This window comes from Bacillus sp. lyk4-R2A-2 (assembly GCF_030209735.1).
GTDB classification, from domain to species: Bacteria; Bacillota; Bacilli; order Bacillales; family Bacillaceae; genus Bacillus; species Bacillus pumilus.
The window spans coordinates 76,050-93,836 of sequence record NZ_JARVRK010000001.1 but is presented as its reverse complement, the minus strand read 5'-3'; the positions used below and the strand labels follow the sequence as shown (position 1 = coordinate 93,836).

The 17,787-nt window shown below is 43.6% G+C and carries 18 protein-coding genes; 12 read left to right on the top strand and 6 right to left on the bottom strand.

Annotated elements, in window-relative coordinates; translation table 11 throughout:
* Window positions 1–8: 8 nt before the first annotated feature.
* The 3 genes from gabT to QRN39_RS00455 are packed head-to-tail and all read left to right on the top strand — an operon-like array spanning window position 9 to window position 4,104.
* Window positions 9–1,325: a 4-aminobutyrate--2-oxoglutarate transaminase gene (gene gabT / locus QRN39_RS00465; protein ID WP_284905707.1), complete on the top strand. Its 1,317-nt coding sequence runs from the start codon at window positions 9–11 to the stop codon at window positions 1,323–1,325.
* A 21-nt stretch (window positions 1,326–1,346) separates the two neighbouring features.
* A complete protein-coding gene (locus QRN39_RS00460) occupies window positions 1,347–2,735 on the top strand; it encodes an APC family permease (protein ID WP_284905706.1) in 1,389 nt (462 codons plus the stop codon).
* The gene (locus QRN39_RS00455) at window positions 2,710–4,104 is read left to right on the top strand and encodes an NAD-dependent succinate-semialdehyde dehydrogenase (RefSeq protein ID WP_284905705.1); all 1,395 of its coding nucleotides are present in this window, start codon (window positions 2,710–2,712) and stop codon (window positions 4,102–4,104) included. Before QRN39_RS00460 ends, QRN39_RS00455 begins: the two co-directional genes overlap by 26 nt.
* A gap of 48 nt (window positions 4,105–4,152) precedes the next feature.
* Here QRN39_RS00455 and QRN39_RS00450 read toward each other — a convergent pair whose 3' ends face one another.
* The 3 genes from QRN39_RS00450 to QRN39_RS00440 all read right to left on the bottom strand — a co-directional run bounded on the left by QRN39_RS00450 (window position 4,153) and on the right by QRN39_RS00440 (window position 7,212).
* On the bottom strand, window positions 4,153–4,749 hold the full coding sequence (locus tag QRN39_RS00450; protein ID WP_137055609.1) for an NAD(P)H-dependent oxidoreductase: 597 nt from the start codon (window positions 4,747–4,749) through the stop codon (window positions 4,153–4,155).
* 197 nt (window positions 4,750–4,946) lie between these two features.
* Complete coding sequence (locus QRN39_RS00445) at window positions 4,947–5,561, bottom strand: YcnI family copper-binding membrane protein (RefSeq protein WP_003214390.1); 615 nt, start codon at window positions 5,559–5,561, stop codon at window positions 4,947–4,949.
* A 16-nt stretch (window positions 5,562–5,577) separates the two neighbouring features.
* A complete protein-coding gene (locus tag QRN39_RS00440) occupies window positions 5,578–7,212 on the bottom strand; it encodes a copper resistance CopC/CopD family protein (RefSeq protein ID WP_284905704.1) in 1,635 nt (544 codons plus the stop codon).
* A 507-nt stretch (window positions 7,213–7,719) separates the two neighbouring features.
* On the opposite strand from QRN39_RS00440, the gene QRN39_RS00435 reads away from it, so the two are divergent.
* The 5 genes from QRN39_RS00435 (at window position 7,720) to QRN39_RS00415 (ending at window position 13,281) form a co-directional block, all read left to right on the top strand.
* The gene (locus QRN39_RS00435; protein ID WP_003213904.1) at window positions 7,720–9,162 is read left to right on the top strand and encodes a PTS mannitol transporter subunit IIBC; all 1,443 of its coding nucleotides are present in this window, start codon (window positions 7,720–7,722) and stop codon (window positions 9,160–9,162) included.
* Between the two features lie 95 nt (window positions 9,163–9,257).
* Window positions 9,258–9,692 carry a PTS mannitol transporter subunit IIA gene (locus QRN39_RS00430; protein WP_012008933.1) on the top strand — a complete coding sequence of 145 codons (435 nt, stop codon included), beginning with the start codon at window positions 9,258–9,260 and terminating at the stop codon, window positions 9,690–9,692.
* Between the two features lies 1 nt (window position 9,693).
* The gene (locus QRN39_RS00425) at window positions 9,694–10,815 is read left to right on the top strand and encodes a mannitol-1-phosphate 5-dehydrogenase (protein WP_284905703.1); all 1,122 of its coding nucleotides are present in this window, start codon (window positions 9,694–9,696) and stop codon (window positions 10,813–10,815) included.
* Between the two features lie 97 nt (window positions 10,816–10,912).
* Window positions 10,913–12,661, top strand: coding sequence for a methyl-accepting chemotaxis protein (locus QRN39_RS00420; protein ID WP_284905702.1), 1,749 nt, complete (start codon window positions 10,913–10,915; stop codon window positions 12,659–12,661).
* Between the two features lie 227 nt (window positions 12,662–12,888).
* Window positions 12,889–13,281, top strand: a complete 393-nt coding sequence (locus QRN39_RS00415) for a RidA family protein (RefSeq protein ID WP_119124415.1) — start codon at window positions 12,889–12,891, stop codon at window positions 13,279–13,281.
* A gap of 31 nt (window positions 13,282–13,312) precedes the next feature.
* On the opposite strand, the gene QRN39_RS00410 is transcribed toward QRN39_RS00415, so the two are convergent.
* From QRN39_RS00410 to QRN39_RS00400, 3 genes are read right to left on the bottom strand one after another with little or no spacing between them, the layout of a single operon-like run.
* On the bottom strand, window positions 13,313–13,552 hold the full coding sequence (locus tag QRN39_RS00410) for a DUF2651 family protein (protein ID WP_003214096.1): 240 nt from the start codon (window positions 13,550–13,552) through the stop codon (window positions 13,313–13,315).
* 25 nt (window positions 13,553–13,577) lie between these two features.
* The gene (locus QRN39_RS00405; RefSeq protein WP_137055614.1) at window positions 13,578–13,871 is read right to left on the bottom strand and encodes a DUF5316 domain-containing protein; all 294 of its coding nucleotides are present in this window, start codon (window positions 13,869–13,871) and stop codon (window positions 13,578–13,580) included.
* A gap of 24 nt (window positions 13,872–13,895) precedes the next feature.
* The gene (locus QRN39_RS00400) at window positions 13,896–14,273 is read right to left on the bottom strand and encodes a VOC family protein (protein ID WP_268459643.1); all 378 of its coding nucleotides are present in this window, start codon (window positions 14,271–14,273) and stop codon (window positions 13,896–13,898) included.
* Window positions 14,274–14,457: 184 nt separating this feature from the next.
* Between QRN39_RS00400 and QRN39_RS00395 the strand changes: the two genes are divergently transcribed.
* From QRN39_RS00395 to QRN39_RS00380, 4 genes are all read left to right on the top strand, one after another.
* Window positions 14,458–14,727, top strand: a complete 270-nt coding sequence (locus QRN39_RS00395; protein WP_003214076.1) for an excalibur calcium-binding domain-containing protein — start codon at window positions 14,458–14,460, stop codon at window positions 14,725–14,727.
* A gap of 103 nt (window positions 14,728–14,830) precedes the next feature.
* Window positions 14,831–15,610: a Cof-type HAD-IIB family hydrolase gene (locus tag QRN39_RS00390; protein ID WP_404841116.1), complete on the top strand. Its 780-nt coding sequence runs from the start codon at window positions 14,831–14,833 to the stop codon at window positions 15,608–15,610.
* Between the two features lie 172 nt (window positions 15,611–15,782).
* Entirely contained in the window at window positions 15,783–16,541 is a 759-nt protein-coding gene (locus QRN39_RS00385; protein WP_003214363.1) for a LamB/YcsF family protein, read from the top strand.
* 25 nt (window positions 16,542–16,566) lie between these two features.
* On the top strand, window positions 16,567–17,784 hold the full coding sequence (locus QRN39_RS00380; protein ID WP_050945512.1) for an NRAMP family divalent metal transporter: 1,218 nt from the start codon (window positions 16,567–16,569) through the stop codon (window positions 17,782–17,784).
* The last annotated feature ends 3 nt before the right edge of the window (window positions 17,785–17,787 follow it).

The window sequence follows — 17,787 nt, the reverse complement described above, 5'->3', positions numbered from 1 at the left end:
GGATGACAATGAGTCAAACGACAACAAACCGTTTTTCAACTGAGGAATGGCAGGAGAAAAGAGATCAATACGTCGCAAGAGGCGTGAGCAATGGCAACCGTCATCTTGCAGCAAAGGGGAAGGGAGCCGAGCTGTTCGATATCGATGGGAAACGTTTTATCGATTTTGCCGGTGCTATCGGTACGTTAAATGTAGGGCATTCACATCCAGAGGTTGTGGAAGCCGTCAAAGCACAGGCAGACAGTCTGATTCACCCAGGATTCAACGTGATGATGTACGAATCGTATATTGAATTAGCTGAAAAGCTATGCCGCCTTACACCAGGCGATCATGACAAGAAAGCCATTTTCCTTAATTCAGGTGCAGAAGCTGTTGAAAATGCGGTGAAAATTGCACGTAAATATACGAAAAGACAGGCCGTTGTCTCGTTTACAAGAGGCTTCCACGGCAGAACGAATATGACGATGAGCATGACGAGTAAGGTCAAGCCATATAAATTTGGGTTCGGTCCATTTGCATCAGAGGTGTATCAAGCGCCATACCCATATTACTATCAGAAGCCAGAAGGATTAAGCGATGCAGCCTACGATGAGTTCATCATTGATCAATTCAATCAATTTTTCGTCGCTACTGTTGCACCAGAAACTGTTGCGTGTGTGGTCATGGAGCCAGTCCAAGGGGAGGGCGGATTCATTGTACCATCGAAGCGTTTTGTTCAGCATGTTGCTTCATTTTGTCAGCAGCACGGGATTGTGTTTGTAGCAGATGAAATCCAAACAGGCTTTGCAAGAACAGGGACATATTTTGCGATTGAGCACTTTGATGTGGTGCCGGACTTAATCACTGTGTCAAAATCTCTTGCTGCTGGGTTGCCGCTGAGCGGCGTTGTCGGTAGAAAAGAACTGCTTGATGCGGCAGATCCAGGGGAGCTAGGGGGAACATATGCAGGAAGTCCATTAGGATGTGTGGCAGCACTAGCGGTTCTTGATATTATTGAAACAGAACAACTCAATCAACGATCTGAACACATTGGACAAGTTATTGAGGACAAAGCAAATGATTGGAGAACAAAATATCCATTCATTGGGGAAGTCCGCCGGTTAGGGGCAATGGCGGCAATTGAAATTGTGGAAGATCAAAAAACGCGTACACCAGATAAGAAAACAGCAGCAGCGATTGCAGCATATGCAAACGAGCACGGGCTGCTCTTATTAACAGCAGGGATTAATGGAAATATTATTCGCTTCTTAACACCACTTGTCATCACAGATGAGCTGCTTCATGAAGGACTAGGGATCATCGAGGACGCCTTCAAAGCACGCTAAACAACAAAGGGGGATGGTTGTATGCAAAAACAACAAATGGCAAAAACCATGTCGCAGTCAGACGTACTGTTTTTATCCATTGGTGCAATGCTTGGATGGGGCTGGGTTGTACTTTCGGGAGATTGGATTTTAACAGCTGGATTTTTAGGCAGTGTGATTGCCTTCGTTATAGGCGGTATTCTCGTCATTTTTATTGGACTGACGTATGCTGAGCTTTCGTCTGCGATTCCAGAGACAGGCGGAGGGCTCGTCTTTGTTCAGCGGGCATTTGGGATGAAATCAGCTTTTGTCTCAGCATGGGGCGTTCTGTTTGGGTATGTCTCGGTCATTACGTTTGAGGCGGTTGCACTGCCAACTGTTATTGATTATGTTATTCCAACACAGCATGTTGGTTTCCTATGGAATATAGGGGGATGGGACGTTTATTTTACATGGGTATTGATTGGATCTGGCGGTGCATTGTTTTTAACTGCACTGAATTACATTGGGGCAAAGCCTGCGGCCATTTTTCAGTCTGTGTTCACTGTAGCGATTATTCTAACAGGCTTTCTTCTTTTAGGTGGCGCGACATTTAATGGAGATTTTGCAAACCTTGAGCCAATGTTTCAAGGTGGGGTTGGCGGTCTCATGGCAGTTTTAGTCATGATCCCCTTTTTATTCGTTGGGTTTGATGTGATTCCGCAAGTAGCAGCAGAGATCAATGCGCCGAAGAAAATCATTGGGAGGATTCTAATTATCTCCATCGTGAGTGCGGTCGTATTTTATCTGCTAATTGTCTTTGGGGTAGCTGCGGGGCTATCAAAAGGACAGCTTGAAGCCTCTTCCTTGGCGACAGCAGATGCCATGGTGCAGCTTCTCGGTCATCAAGCATTTGGGACAGTGCTTGTCATTGGCGGTGTAGCAGGGATTGTGACGAGCTGGAATGCATTTATCATCGGTGCAAGTCGTATTCTATACGCGATGGCGGAAAGAGGCATGATTTCCAAGTGGTTTGCGTATATTCATCCAAAGTATAAAACGCCAACAAATGCTATTCTATTTCTTGGTGCTTTGGCTTTTTTCGCTCCATTATTAGGGCGCCCTGCTCTCGTATGGATTGTCAATGCAGGCGGTGTCGGGATCATCGTCGGGTACTTAATTGTGTCCATTGCCTTTATGAGACTTCGCAAAGTAGAACCAGAGCTTGAGCGTCCGTACCGCATTAAGTATTGGCGAACGACAGGCGTTTTAGCCATCGGGCTGAGTCTCCTGTTTCTTTCATTTTATTTTCCAGGGATGCCGGCCTCCTTATCATGGCCAACTGAATGGATATTGCTTTTAGGTTGGGCACTCATTGGGTATATACTATATGTAATGAATCCAAGAACGAAGGAGACGGTAGAGCATGACAAACGAACTCAAAGTGTATAATCCTGCAACAGGAGAAGAAATTGCTTCAGTTGCTCAGCATACAAAAGAACAGATCGAAGACGCCATTTCGCGCTCACATCAAGCATTCAAAGCATGGGCAAAAACGTCAGCGCATGAACGTGCCAATATCATTCGCAAGTGGTTTGATCTCATGATTGAACATAAAGAAAGGCTCGCAAAAATCATCACGGAAGAAAACGGGAAGCCGTATCAAGAAGCATTAGGCGAAATCGTTTATGCGGCTGGATATATTGAATGGTACGCAGAGGAAGCCAAACGAATCTACGGCAGAACCATTCCGTCACATACGACGAACAAACGCCTTTTTGTCACAAAGCAGCCAGTTGGACCTGTTGCGGCCATTACACCGTGGAATTTCCCAGCAGCCATGATCACGAGAAAGGCAGCACCAGCACTTGCAGCGGGCTGTACCTTTATTGTGAAGCCTGCCGAAGATACGCCGCTGACGGCTATTGAACTTGTAAAATTAGGCCACGAAGCCGGAATTCCAGAGGATGCCCTGCAATGGGTGGTTGGAGATGGAAAAGAAGTCGGTGAAATATTCACAGATAGTCCATTGATTCGCAAAATCACGTTCACAGGCTCAACGCCAGTCGGAAAGCATTTGATCAAAAACAGTGCAAGTACAGTCAAGCACGTATCAATGGAGCTTGGCGGTCATGCCCCGCTCATCGTAGACAAAGATGCCAATCTCGAACTAGCTGTCAAACAAGCAGTGGCATCTAAATTCCGTAATGCAGGACAAACCTGTGTTTGTGCCAACCGCTTAATTGTGCATGAAGACATTCATGAAGCATTTGCTCAAGTCTTTAGCAAAGAGGTCGAAAAGCTGAAAGTGGGAAATGGCTTTGAAGAGGGCACATCCATCGGCCCAATTATCAACAAGCGTGGCTTTGATAAAATTGTCAGCCAAATTCAAGATGCAGTCGATAAAGGGGCGAAAATCCTTGTCGGCGGAGATACGCATTTCGATGATGACAAGTCGTATTATTTTGTCCAGCCAACGGTTCTCACACATGTGGACCCTTCCATGAACATCATGCATGAAGAAACCTTTGGACCAGTGGCACCGATTACGACGTTCAAAACGCTAGATGAAGCGATTGAATTAGCGAACGATACACCGTTTGGTCTTGCAGCTTATTTCTTTACAGAAAATTATCGAAACGGCCTCTACATCTCAGAGAATCTTGATTACGGGATTATTGGCTGGAATGATGGCGGCCCATCGGCTGTTCAAGCACCATTCGGAGGAATGAAAGAAAGCGGAATTGGCCGTGAAGGCGGCATCGAAGGGATCGAACCTTATTTAGAAACCAAATATGTATCCATTGGTTTAGACGAATAGACGTGAAAAAGACTGTCCGAATAAGGAATCTCGGCAGTCTTTTTTATGTTAAACAGCCGGCGGAAAAAGCTGCTCCACCGTTTCTTTTGTTTCTTTCAGAATGTCGTGGATGTAATCTGCTGGTGCCTGCTCCATGCTGCTGAACAAAAGTCGTTCAACAGGCTCAACACCAATAAAATTGAAGACTTCTGTATCTGATGTCATTCGGTGAGAAGCGGAAACGATCCGGTTAGAGTCAAGAAAGGTCCTTGGAGCATCGTGCGTGTTGATAATGACCCCTTTTTTGTGCCGAAGCAGGTTTTCAATAGCCCCATGCTCATTGATTTGATAAGCGAAGCCCTCAGAAAAAACGCGTTCTACATAGCCCTTTAGCATAGCGGGTAAGCCTGTCCACCAAATGGGGAAAATAAACGTTAGGACATCTGCTTGCTGAATTAGCTTCTGCTCTGTTTGAATGGCAATTGGGACATCTCCCCGTTTGATCGCAGCCTTTTCCAAGATGCTTAGTTCTGGTGAAAAACCAAGAGCATAAACATCACGAACAGTCACTTTATGACCATTGTTCAAAAGAGTGCTGACAACAAGATCTAATAAGGTTTGATTTAAGCTTTGCTGGGGATGAGCAAATATAATTAGATGGTTCATCTTATAGCCTCCTAGGTGGTCATGTGTCTCATTATGGCATGCGTCATCATCCTATTCAATCCTATATTGGTAATAATAGGTTGGGAAAATGGAGGTTGATCGTCCAAGCTTGCAGGCAAAGCCTTGCATCTCGTGTTCAGGCAAGGTGGAAAGAAACAAAGCGATCGTTTCCGTGAAAACGATCGCTTACGAATCAATTATTTCTTTCTAAAAGCAAGCACAAGCGCAATCAGTGCTACGACTAGAGCAGCAATGGACAACCCTAGCACAAGTGGTGAAGAAGAATTGGAGGCTGTTTCAGATGCCTTTTCTTCTTTTGGTTTTTCTTGACCATGTGAATCCGTTACCGTATTAGATGCGACAATGTTTGTGATCGAATGCGGCTTATCAGCATCTTGATCGCCAGTCCATTCAACGACCGTTCCATCCTTATAATATTGATACGCATCCCATGCAGCTTCGCCTGCTTTTTCAGGGTTTTTCGCTACAAAAACGAATTGCTGGAACTGTCCGGCAAGCACGCCTTTACCCGTTGCTTCCCAAGTCACTCTTGTTACCTTGCCATCTTTTTCTTCAGTTGACGTTTTCCATCCAGAGACTGGCTCATATTGTTGGAATTCGACGCCTTTAGGTATTGTCAAGACAACCTTAGTCGTTGGGCTGTCACTCTCAGAAGGAACTTTTAACGTATAGGTTTCCCACGCATTTGTCGCAGACGTATCAGGTTTGACTGTGACGTGAGCACTCACAGGAATCGCCAATAAAAATGAAGCGAGAAGCATTGGTAATAAAGCTTTAACGTATTTTTTCATATGGTATGAACTCCTTTTAGTTTCTTCTAATAAATGTGGTATCAATATTTTCAAAAGAACCAGTTAACGCATGGATGTCAATTTTCCAAGTGCCTTTTTCATTTAACAAGAGGTTTTCAGCAGAGTAATGACCATTTTTTAATCGTTTCAGCTGAAATTCACTCGGTTTCTCTTCACCGAATAAGGTGACTTTATGGATCTTGGCTGACACAGATTGAATATCAGTAATCGTTTGTCCATCCTTCTTCGTAAATGCGACCTCGAATGTGTTTTTCCCCGGGGCATTCGGGGTAATGCTCATGGACACAATGTCACGATGCTCCACTTGGTTTGCGCCGAAGAACGGCTCAGGTGCAGGCGGAGGAGGGCTCGGGATATTGGTGAATACAGCTGTTAATAACAAGATAGCGATTCCGATAATCCACTCAGCTCGTAACGAAACGTTTTGTTTCTGTTTCTTTTCCCATCTTAGCATCAAGTAATGGACAAGCCCAAGAAGGCCCATCAAGATAAATAAGCCAAGCTTGATTAAAAAGGTTCGTCCGTATGCTGATTCGAAAAGAGCATCAAACGATTGCAAAATAAAGATCGCATTTACAAATCCTGAAAACACAATGAGTCCAACAGAGAGCAGTGTCCAAGGGTGAAACGCTGTTAACGTATTCCGTAAGAGCGGCTGATCTTCATTTGGCAGCTTCTTCAACAATAAAAGCACAATGGCTGTTAAACCACCGACCCAGATTGATGCAGAAACGAGATGGATGAAATCAAGTGACGTTGTCAGTATTTTATTATCCGTTGCTGCTGGATGTCCGATTTGTGCCTTCAGCCAGAGAAGTACTGCGAATAGGAGCAGTGGAAACAACCATACCCGAAAAGAAGTGAAATCCCCTTTTTTCATCGCAACTAGGCTCCAAATGGTCAGAAGAACAAATGACACCATGAGCATCATCCACAAACTACCGCCAGAAGTCGATGCAATGGTTTCTTGTAAAAGCGATGGCTGAAATGCTCCCAAAAAGGACACGTCTGCTGCTGATTTTGTTTGAATCGGCAGCTGGAACACGAGTGCTCCGCCCATCATGACCAGTGACAATGTCAAAAGCCATTTCATTCGTTTCGCTAATACAGGTGAAATGGCTGCTTTAAACCAAAACAGTCCAAACAAAATGGTCCCGAGAAATAAGCTAAACGACGTATAAAGAAAGGCTTTGTCAATGGTTGAGGCAACATCGATGGATTCATTCGTTTGACCTTGATCTAATTGGTCAAAACCGCCATCCGCTTTGCCAATACTAAACGGGATCATGCCAGAGACAGAGTGTCCGTCTGCTGATACCGCATTCCATTGAATGGTGTAAATTCCCTTTGGTAAATCCTTTTTTAAAGCAGCTTCCATGATTTTTTGATCTTTGATGACCGTATCACCTTGATCCACACGATCACCTTTTGCATTTAGCACCTTAATGGCATGAAATCCACTTTCGATTCCTTCACTAAATGTGATAGAGACCGAAGGAGGCTGCTTCTCCAGCTCTTCATTTGCCGCTGGATTCGAGCTGACGACGTATGCATGGGCAAATGCTTCCTTTGGAATGAAAAAAGCAAACGTAACGATAAGGAGCAGAAGCCACTTACTATGTTTCAACAAGTGTATAACCGCCTTTCTACCTATGAAAATGTCTCATGTATCAGAAAGAAAGCGGCAGTAAACTGTGAGTCACAGAAAAAACCCGCTCCTCCTATTGTACCGCTCACTCTAAAAGGTAAACGAAACAAACAGCAAGATGGTTCACTTTTTCTGTGTCATGTCTGCGCAGACATTTCTTGATTGAATAGGTTTGATCATGTATAAGCCTATTCGATTTAAGAAGAGGAAACAAGAAGTGACGATTTGAAAGTTGTGAAATTCCAATGAATTTTGCGTCAAAACCACGGCACATCAACTTTTTTACTCTATTTGTCCTATGCTCTGACAGAGAATTCACATCATATTTTAATTTTGTCACACACAAAGTGACAAAGTGACATTTAGTTTCAATTGAAGGAGAAGTGAAAGCGTTTTACGATAAGGTTAAGGGCTTCACTGACACTTGTTCTTATATCTTTTGACCTATAAAGCCCTAAATAAAGGGAAAGAAGAAAGGAGTTTTCATAGATGCAGGAAAAAAGCGGATTCCGCGTAAAAGTACAGCGCTTTGGAAGCTATTTAAGCGGCATGATTATGCCGAATATTGGAGCATTTATCGCTTGGGGACTCATTACGGCCTTATTCATTCCGAGTGGCTATTTGCCAAATGAACAATTAGCTTCACTTGTTGGCCCAATGATCAACTACTTACTGCCGCTCTTAATCGGTTACACAGGCGGTAAACTCGTATACGACCACCGAGGCGGGGTACTCGGTGCAACCGCGACGATTGGGGTCATTGTCGGTTCGGACATTCCAATGTTTTTAGGTGCCATGATCATGGGACCACTTGGCGGTTACTTGATTAAGAAAATTGATCAGCTCTTCAAAGATCGAATCAAATCGGGCTTTGAAATGCTTGTGAATAACTTTACGGCAGGGATTTTAGGTGCCATTCTTGTCGCGATTGCCTTCTACGCCATCGGACCAGTGGTACTTGGTCTAAATAAAGCCCTTGCGGCAGGTGTAGATATCATTGTGAATGCACATTTGCTTCCGCTGGCAAGTATTTTCATTGAACCAGCGAAAGTCTTGTTCTTAAACAATGCGATTAATCAAGGGATCTTAGGTCCTTTAGGAGTAGAGCAAGCGGCGAAGACAGGGCAGTCCGTTCTGTTCTTGCTTGAAACAAACCCAGGGCCAGGTTTAGGTGTTCTACTTGCATACATGTTCTTCGGAAGAGGGAATGCAAAGCAGTCTGCACCGGGTGCGATTGTCATTCAATTTTTAGGAGGAATTCATGAGATTTACTTCCCGTACATCTTAATGAAACCAAAGCTCATTTTGGCGGTGATTGCAGGGGGAGCGAGCGGCGTTCTGACCTTTACCCTGTTAAATGCAGGCTTAAAGGCTGTGCCGTCACCAGGAAGTATTATCGCTCTCATGCTGATGTCACCAAAAGGCGGACATCTTGCTGTTCTAGCAGGTGTTGTCGTGGCTACCGTCGTCTCATTCCTTGTCGCTTCTGTGATTTTAAAAGCTTCAAAAGCAGTTGACGAAGACTTAACAGCAGCAACAGAAAAAATGCAGGACATGAAAGGGAAGAAAAGCGCAGCCGCCTCTGCTCTTACAGCACAAAAAGAAGACGCTGAAGCAAATGAGCAAGCAGCATCTCCAAGTGATGTCAATCCAGATGATGTGAACAAAATCATCTTTGCCTGTGATGCAGGAATGGGCTCAAGTGCGATGGGCGCATCCATCTTAAAGAATAAAGTCAAAAAGGCAGAGCTTGATATTGATGTGACAAACACATCCATCAGCAACATTCCAAATGATGCCGATGTGGTCTTCACTCATAAAGATTTAACAGACAGAGCCAAGGCAAAATTGCCAGGCGCTGTGCATATCTCAGTTGATAATTTCTTAAACAGCCCGAAATACGATGAGCTAATTGAGAAATTGAAAAAATAACATGGCGAAACGGGTTGAGTTCAATTTTTCTTCATTGAACTCCCCGTTTTGGTTGTTTTCCTGATTTTCCATTCTAAAAAAAGGTGTGATCATTCATGAAACAAGTACTATCAAAAGACAATATATTTCTTAACGAACAAGCAGGCTCGAAAGAAGAAGCCATTAAAAAAGCAGGCGAAGTCCTAGTGGCAAATGGCTATGTCACAAGTGATTATGTTGACAAAATGTTTGAAAGAGAAAATATCTCGTCTACATTTATGGGCAACGGGATTGCGATTCCTCATGGAACAGAGGATGCGAAAGCAGCTGTCCTTCATTCTGGGATTTCCATCATTCAAATTCCAGATGGCGTTGAATACGGCGAAGGAAATATCGCCAAAGTCGTCTTTGGCATCGCAGGTAAAAACAACGAACATCTCGATATTCTTTCTCAAATTGCGATTGTCTGTTCAGAAGAGGAAAATGTAGAACGCATCATCCATGCAAAGGATCAGGATGAATTGATCGCCATCTTTAACGAGGTGAACTAACATGAAGGCACTTCATTTTGGAGCAGGGAATATTGGCAGAGGGTTTATCGGTTCTTTGTTAAAAACATCAGGCTTTGAGCTTGTCTTCACTGATGTAAATGAAGCGGTCATCAACGAGCTGAATGCAAGAGGAGAATACACGGTTGAACTCGCAGCACCAGGTCAGAAGCAAGAAGTAGTCGGTCCAGTGACAGCGATCAATTCTGCACAAGACCCAGCGGCATTAACAGAGGCGGTGGCATCAGCCGATTTGATTACAACAGCTGTTGGACCAACCGTTTTGAAGATCATTGCTTCATCGATTGCTGAAGGATTGAAACAGAAAAAGCCTGACCATATCATCAACATCGTGGCATGTGAAAATATGATTGGAGGCAGCTCTCATTTAAAAGAAGCCGTTTTCTCTCATCTAACAGAAGAGGAACAAGAAGCGTTATCAAAAACAGTTGGTTTTCCAAACGCTGCTGTGGACCGCATTGTGCCGATTCAGCACCATGAGGACATTTTAAAAGTATCAGTCGAGCCATTTTTCGAATGGGTCATTGATGAGACTGGCTTTATTGGGGACGTTCCTCAAATTGACGGAGCGACCTTTGTACAAGATTTGATGCCGTATATTGAGCGCAAGCTCTTTACTGTCAATACAGGACATGCACTAGCGGCTTATGTCGGGTATCAGCAAGGCGTTCAAACGATTAAAGAAGCCGTCGATACACCAGAGATTCGCCAGGTGGTTGAAGGTGCACTGCACGAAACGGGCAGTTATTTAATCGACACATATGGCTTTGAAAAAGAAGAACATGATGCGTATATTCAAAAAATCATCAAACGATTCGAAAATGCTTTTATCTCCGACGAAGTCACTCGCGTCGCACGCTCTCCTCTTAGAAAGCTAGGAGCAGATGACCGTTTAATCGGACCAGCGAAAAAGATCAAGCAGCCAGTGTACTTAATCAAAGGCATTGCTGCAGCTCTCGCTTATGACTTCGCCGAAGACGAAGAAGCGGTTCGTTTGCAGGCATTAAGAAAAGAAAAAGGCATTGAAGGTGTGCTGGAAGAAGTATGTGGCCTCACGCCAGCAGATGCTCTCTATCAAGCCATTCTTAAAGAAACAGATCGATAATTAGAAAATCCCTTTCCAACGAGTGAAAGGGATTTTTTGATGACTTTTTAATACTTTACCCCGTTTGTCGATATATGAAGTAAGGGGGAATTTGTATATGAAAAGGAAAATGTTTGCGTCAAGGAGTGTCTTTTTTCAATTAATGTCTGCCATTATCGTCATCACGATCTTAACCGGCGGACTTGTTGGGACAACGGGGTATTTATTAGCGAAACATGTCTTAATTGATGCGGGGAAAGCAGATTTAAAGCACATCGTCAGCGGAGCAATGGCTACACTTGAACAGTTGAATGATCGTGTAGAGAAAAAAGAACTGACGCTCGATCAGGCACAGGAACAAGCCCGCATTTACTTGAGCGGGCCAAAAAATGACAACGGGAAAGGGTACCAATTTCAAAAGTCAGATTTTATCTATAAAAATAAAGGCTATCTTGTCGCATATGGAGCAGATTATTCCTCTCAAGTCCATCCTGTCAATGACATTGGCGTCATTCCAGATAACACGACCAATCGTGAAAAAATGGTCGCTGGAGCCAAATCAGAAGGCGAGGATGCACACTATGTGACCTATTTAGATAAGGACGATGCCACTGGGGAAGAAAAGCAAAAGCTTGCCTATATGAGCCAGTTCACGCCCTGGAATTGGAGTATCGGCATCGCCGTCTTCCAGGATGAATTTTATAAAGAATTAGAGCAGATGAAGCTCTATATCATGCTCATTACAGCAGGTGTCGCTCTTCTCAGTCTTGGCGTCTTTTATTTAGCTGCTCGAGGAAAGGTCAGACTGCTCAAGCAAGTCACTGCTGCTTCAAAAGAAATTGCGGAGGGGAATCTTGAACGCACGAGTTTAAAAGAGACAACAGATGAAATTGGACAGCTGGCAAAAGGCTTTAATCATATGTCAGGAGAACTCCGGACACTTGTCAGCGGTCTACAGGAGACGAGCAGTCAACTCGTCGAATCAGCGACAGATTTATCAGCAATATCTGAAGAAACCTCAGCTAGCAGTGAAGAGATTGGCCGAGCGATTGGTGACATATCGACTGGAACACTTCATCAGGCATCGGACCTTGATGTAGCGAATCAACAAATGACCCAGTTCAATCAATCCATTGAGAACGTCAAAGAACAAAGTGACCAAATTAAACGAATCTCTGACCAATCGAATCAATCTTCGCAGCAGGGCCAGCAAATTGTTCAGCAATTAAAACAATCAAATGAACAATCCATTCAAGCGTCTCAAGGCATTAGAGCAGGCATTGAGCAATTAAGTACAAAAGTACAGGATATCTCTAAAATTACAGATACGATTGAAAGTATTTCAAATGAGACGAATTTACTTGCGCTGAATGCCAGCATAGAAGCAGCACGCGCAGGAGAGCACGGTAAGGGCTTCTCGGTTGTGGCGAGTGAAGTGCGGAATTTAGCAGAGCAGACAAAACAATCAGCAGTGCAAATTCAGCAAATGGTGCAAGGCATTAAAGAAGAAACGACGGCAACAGCCGACATGATGTCAAACACAATGGATCGTTTCGCTGAGTTAGATGACGCGGTACATGCAACAGAACATGAATTCAATGCCATCTCTACGTCGATTTCACAAACCATCGTTGAAACAGACGCAATGGCAAAAGAGCTGAATGCATTACTAGAGCAAAACGACCTCATCACAAAAGCCATGCAAGGCGCAGCCCATATTTCTCAGGAAAATGCCGCTGCGATCGAAGAGATCACCGCATCCACAGACGAACAAGTGACAGCCATCTCTAATGTGGCAAAAGCAGCAGAAAGGCTCAATGAACTAAGCATACGATTGAATCACGATATTGCGCGCTATCGTCTATAAACCATTTTGACTGAACGTCTCGTTTCAGGTACTATATAGTTAATCAAAACCTTGCTCACGCAATCAAAAGGGAGTGTTCCGGTCATGAAAAAGAAAATATTGATGTTCTTACCTTGTGGCTATGGATACTCCACTGCTGTTTTCTTTTAGGATAGATAGAAATTGGTGAAGTCTGTCTACATGAAGAGAAATCTAGCAGAAAAATCAAAGTGAGTGAGGGAAATCATATGGAAAAAATCACAAGAAAAAACCCAGAAAGTATGCCGAAGCCCGTTGGCAACTATAGTCATATCACAAGAGTACCAAAGGGCGCGGGATTATTTGTTACATCGGGTCAAGTCGGAACAGATATCGATGGACAGGTACCATCAAGTTTAAACGACCAGGTAACCAATACGTTTGAAAATATCAAAAAAATCCTTGAATCAGAAGGATTGAATGAAGAGCATGTCATCAAGGTCAATATATGGGCAACAGAAGAAATCGACTGGGATCATCTATATCCTCAGTGGGATACGATCTTCAAAACAGCTTACCCATCAATGACGGTTGCTTATGTATCAGCTTTAGGATGGCCGGAGCTGAAAATTGAAATTGAGCTATGGTGCGCCGATATATGATTAAAAAAAGAACAGTGCAAACTGTTCTTTTTTACTTGAACCGAAACCGCTTTGTCATCCATGCAGCGATCAACGTAAAGACGGTGTAGATGATGACCCAAATGAGAAAGGATTCATCCCCGCCAATGTATGTGTACATGAGAATGACGCTGGCTAACAGGACAATCAAAGTCGGCATCCAAACATTCTTCAAAAGCATTGTGCCAAAAATGCCAATCAGCACAGAAAGAATAGGGAAGCCAAATACAACGAATAAAATAAAAACAGCCATATGACGAACTCCTTTTAACAAGTGTTTACATTAAAAAATAAAAGATCGACACTGCCATGTGCGGAAGTGCAAAGATCATCATGAGAAAGGCCGTATCCAGACGCCACATGCGGTGTTCTTTCGTTTCAGAATGATAGGCGGCTCTTGTTTCATCTCCGCTTGTCCAAGCCCCCATTAGAAGCCCAGACATCATGATCCCGATAATAGAGATTCCACCACTGACCCATCCTATCCACTCATGGTGCTGCAAAATAATAGCGGCACTGCAAATCACAATCATTGAGCAAACACCGGCGATAAAGGCATGTTTTTTTCTCATACTGGTTCACTCCTTTAAACAGGATTAGGAGACGGCATCACATATTTCAATGAAATGACCATCAGGATCAGCGACATAAGCGACGGTTTGACCCCATGGTTTTTTTGCAGGTTCTTTGATGATCGAAACCCCTTTTTCCTTCATTGATGCAATGGTTTGTTCCACATCATCCACAACAAATCCAATCTCAAACGTTTGCGAGGATTGATTTGCTTCAGGGACAGGCAATCCAAGTGCATCTTTGACATCCTGACGCGAGTTAATCGATAATGTCACGTCCCCCGTGTCAAACTCAACATAGGATTCAACCTTAAGTTTCATAGGAAAGCCAAGTACATGTTGATAAAAATGAATACTCGCCTCAACATCGTTTACATATAGAATGGTATATTTCATTTTCATGTGAAAAACTCCTCTCTTCATATACGTGTCAAAACCGGAAAGGTTTCCCACTCAGTGTACCATATAGGATATAAAGCATGTTTTATTCCAAAAAAATCAATATATTTAGCTCGATAGTCTTGAAAAACAAAAAGTGGTGACATATGATAAAAATGTAAAAATAGAAAAAATAGGGGGATTCTACATGTTGAAAAAAATCATGGTGGCTGTCTTGTCCTTAGGTCTTTTACTAAGCGTTACACAAGTCGACACCCACACTGCAGATGCAAAAACAGTCAAGTCCTACAAAAACTGCAAAGCGCTGAACAAAGTCTATAAAGGCGGCGTAGCGAAAAGCAAAAACACGAAAAACAAAGGCGGCAAAACAAAGTACAAGCCGTATGTGTCAAAAGCACTTTACCAAAAAAATAAGCGACTTGACCGTGATAAAGACGGGATTGCATGTGAACGCTAAGCCAATGCGAAGAGACCTGTAACAAGGTCTTTTTTCTATGGGATCAAACTCGTCCCTTTGTGCCATCTCCCTCTTTATATTAAAATAAAGATAGTTACAAAAAATGATACAAAGAGGGGTACTCAATTTGTCCATTCAAGCTGATAAGAAAGACATCCGATTGATTGCCATTGATATGGATGGCACGCTGTTAAACAGTGAACACGTCATTCCAGAGGAAAATAAACAAGCCATTAAAGATGCTGAAGCAAAAGGGGTCCATGTGGTGATTAGCACAGGGCGGACGCTGATGACATGCCGAGAGCTGGTTGAGCCGCTCAAGCTGTCCTCTTACCTTGTGACAGCAAACGGAAGTGAAATCTGGGATTCAAACTTCCAGCTGATCGAACGAGATCTATTGCATCCTGATCATGTCCAAATGATGTGGGATCTAAAAAATAGGTACGAAACCGATTACTGGGCTTCCACTGTGGATAAGGTGTGGAGAGGTGAATTCCCAGAACGAATTCATGACCATGAATGGTTGAAATTTGGCTTTGATATTCATGATGATGACGTTCGTGAGGAAGTACTCAATACATTGAAAACAAACGAGCATCTAGAAATCACAAATTCAAGTCCAACCAATATCGAAGTCAACGCAGCTGGCATTAACAAAGCGGCAGCTCTTGCAAAGGTAGCAGAACGCATTGGTTGTACGATGGACAATGTCATGTCACTTGGCGACAGCCTAAATGATATGGCCATGATCCAAGAAGCCGGATTAGGCATTGCGATGGGAAATGCGCAAGAAGTGGTAAAAGAAGCCGCTGATTGGATTACAGCTCCTAACACAGAACACGGTGTAGCAAAAGCCATCCAGCATTGGGTGCTGTCTAAATAAAGAACATGATGAAAAAGCGAGAGGCGATATCCTCTCGCTTTTTTATGTCCTAGTTCTATTGTTATGTTTTCTGACAATGTCATGTGCAATCTATCCAAAATTGATATAATCAATACAAATTCGAATATTCGGACTTTATGTTCCGTTATTCGGAACAACAAGGAGGGATCCTATGTATCAAGTAGATATCAACTGTGATTTGGGAGAAAGCTTTGGTCAATATACTATCGGTTCGGATGAACAAATTTTAGAATATGTCACCTCAGCCAACATCGCTTGTGGTTTTCATGCAGGAGATCCAACAGTCATGAGAAAAACCGTCAGAATGGCACTGGATAAAGGGGTCCGAATTGGCGCGCATCCGGGTCTGCAAGATTTAGTCGGATTTGGCAGACGTCCAATGGCGATTTCAGCAGAGGAAGCCTATGATCTCGTCGTCTATCAAATTGGCGCTCTATCAGCCTTTCTCAAAGCAGAAGGCGGCACGATGCAGCATGTCAAGCCACACGGCGCCCTGTACAACATGGCAGCTAAAAATACTGAATTATCTGAATCGATTGCGAAGGCTGTGTATCATGTCGATCCAAGTCTTGTATTATACGGGCTTTCAGGCAGTGAACTTGCGATAGCAGGTGAGAGAATGGGTCTTCAAGTGGCGCATGAAGTATTTTCTGATCGGACCTATCAATCAGACGGGACGCTGACATCCCGCCGCGAACCACACGCACTCATTGAAGACGATGAACTGGCCGTTCAGCAAGTCGTTCGTATGGTGAGAGAAGGGAAGGTTCATACCGTTCAAGGGGAAGACATTTCGCTTAAAGCGGATACTGTCTGTATTCACGGAGACGGCATCCATGCGCTCCAATTTGCCAAAACTATTACATCAAAGCTAAAAGAAGCGAGCATTCATCTCAAAGCCTTTCAATAAAAATCGTCATCAAGGGGGAAACAGCATGAAAAAAGAGGAAGTCAAGCACACGAAGGCACCAAAGGGGAACCGGTCTATGCTGATGGGCGCAGCCTTTTTAATGGCGACGTCCGCCATCGGACCGGGATTTTTAACACAAACGACTGTCTTTACACAGCAGCTGGCGGCTAGCTTTGGGTTTGTCATTCTCATCTCTATTTTGTTAGATATTTTTGCGCAAACCAATGTATGGCGCATCATCGCTGTGTCAGAAAAACGAGGGCAGGATATTGCAAATATGGTTCTGCCGGGTCTCGGCTATGTCCTGGCCGTTTTGATTGTCATTGGGGGACTTGCCTTTAACATCGGAAATATCGCTGGTGCTGGTCTCGGTTTTCAGGTCATTTTCGGAGTCGATCCGCGAATCGGTGCAGGGGTCAGTGCTGCTATTGCTATTCTGATCTTTGTGATCAAAGAGGCTGGAAAAGCGATGGACCGTTTCACACAGATAGCGGGTTTTGTCATGATTGGTCTGATGCTGTATGTGGCGATTTCAACAGCACCGCCAGTTGGAGAAGCGGCAGTGAGAACATTTGTCCCAGAGAAAATTGATATTTTATCCATTGTGACACTTGTAGGCGGAACAGTAGGCGGCTATATCGTGTTCGCTGGCGGACACCGCTTGCTGGATGCAGGTATTAAGGGGAAGGAAGCATTGCCCCAAGTGACGAAAAGCTCTATTTTCGGTGTCCTCATTACGTCCATCATGCGTGTAGCACTCTTTCTTGCTACATTAGGAGTTGTCGCAAAAGGCTTGCAGATTGATCCATCTAACCCGCCTGCCTCTGTATTTCAACTAGCTTCAGGAAATATCGGATATAAAATGTTTGGCATTATTATGTGGGCTGCGGCAATTACGTCCGTCATTGGAGCAGCATATACATCAGTTTCCTTCTTTAAAACCTTCTCGCCAAAAATTGAGCAAAATCAACGTGGCATTATCATCGGCTTTATTGCCCTCTCGACCATTTGTTTTATTACGATCGGAAGACCTGTGAACATATTGATATTAGTTGGGGCAATCAATGCATTAATCTTACCGCTCGCGCTTGGCACCTTGCTGGTAGCGGCTTATAAGAAAGACATTGTCGGGGATTATCGACATCCATTCTTTTTGACAGTATCAGGCGCATTTGTAGTTGTCATCATGGCAATGATGGGCGGATATACCATCATCAATGAAATTCCAAAACTATGGAGCTGAATC

What these genes read in the sequence shown, in the direction of transcription:
- QRN39_RS00385 (WP_003214363.1), top strand. Translation starts at nt 15,783, where the DNA reads ATGTATCAAGTAGATATCAACTGTGATTTGGGAGAAAGCTTTGGTCAA.
- QRN39_RS00390 (WP_404841116.1), top strand. Translation starts at nt 14,831, where the DNA reads ATGATACAAAGAGGGGTACTCAATTTGTCCATTCAAGCTGATAAGAAA.
- QRN39_RS00400 (WP_268459643.1), bottom strand. Translation starts at nt 14,273, where the DNA reads ATGAAAATGAAATATACCATTCTATATGTAAACGATGTTGAGGCGAGT.
- QRN39_RS00420 (WP_284905702.1), top strand. Translation starts at nt 10,913, where the DNA reads ATGAAAAGGAAAATGTTTGCGTCAAGGAGTGTCTTTTTTCAATTAATG.
- QRN39_RS00405 (WP_137055614.1), bottom strand. Translation starts at nt 13,871, where the DNA reads ATGAGAAAAAAACATGCCTTTATCGCCGGTGTTTGCTCAATGATTGTG.
- QRN39_RS00460 (WP_284905706.1), top strand. Translation starts at nt 1,347, where the DNA reads ATGCAAAAACAACAAATGGCAAAAACCATGTCGCAGTCAGACGTACTG.
- QRN39_RS00450 (WP_137055609.1), bottom strand. Translation starts at nt 4,749, where the DNA reads ATGAACCATCTAATTATATTTGCTCATCCCCAGCAAAGCTTAAATCAA.
- gabT (WP_284905707.1), top strand. Translation starts at nt 9, where the DNA reads ATGAGTCAAACGACAACAAACCGTTTTTCAACTGAGGAATGGCAGGAG.
- QRN39_RS00435 (WP_003213904.1), top strand. Translation starts at nt 7,720, where the DNA reads ATGCAGGAAAAAAGCGGATTCCGCGTAAAAGTACAGCGCTTTGGAAGC.
- QRN39_RS00415 (WP_119124415.1), top strand. Translation starts at nt 12,889, where the DNA reads ATGGAAAAAATCACAAGAAAAAACCCAGAAAGTATGCCGAAGCCCGTT.
- QRN39_RS00445 (WP_003214390.1), bottom strand. Translation starts at nt 5,561, where the DNA reads ATGAAAAAATACGTTAAAGCTTTATTACCAATGCTTCTCGCTTCATTT.
- QRN39_RS00410 (WP_003214096.1), bottom strand. Translation starts at nt 13,552, where the DNA reads ATGGCTGTTTTTATTTTATTCGTTGTATTTGGCTTCCCTATTCTTTCT.
- QRN39_RS00425 (WP_284905703.1), top strand. Translation starts at nt 9,694, where the DNA reads ATGAAGGCACTTCATTTTGGAGCAGGGAATATTGGCAGAGGGTTTATC.
- QRN39_RS00395 (WP_003214076.1), top strand. Translation starts at nt 14,458, where the DNA reads ATGTTGAAAAAAATCATGGTGGCTGTCTTGTCCTTAGGTCTTTTACTA.
- QRN39_RS00380 (WP_050945512.1), top strand. Translation starts at nt 16,567, where the DNA reads ATGAAAAAAGAGGAAGTCAAGCACACGAAGGCACCAAAGGGGAACCGG.
- QRN39_RS00455 (WP_284905705.1), top strand. Translation starts at nt 2,710, where the DNA reads ATGACAAACGAACTCAAAGTGTATAATCCTGCAACAGGAGAAGAAATT.
- QRN39_RS00430 (WP_012008933.1), top strand. Translation starts at nt 9,258, where the DNA reads ATGAAACAAGTACTATCAAAAGACAATATATTTCTTAACGAACAAGCA.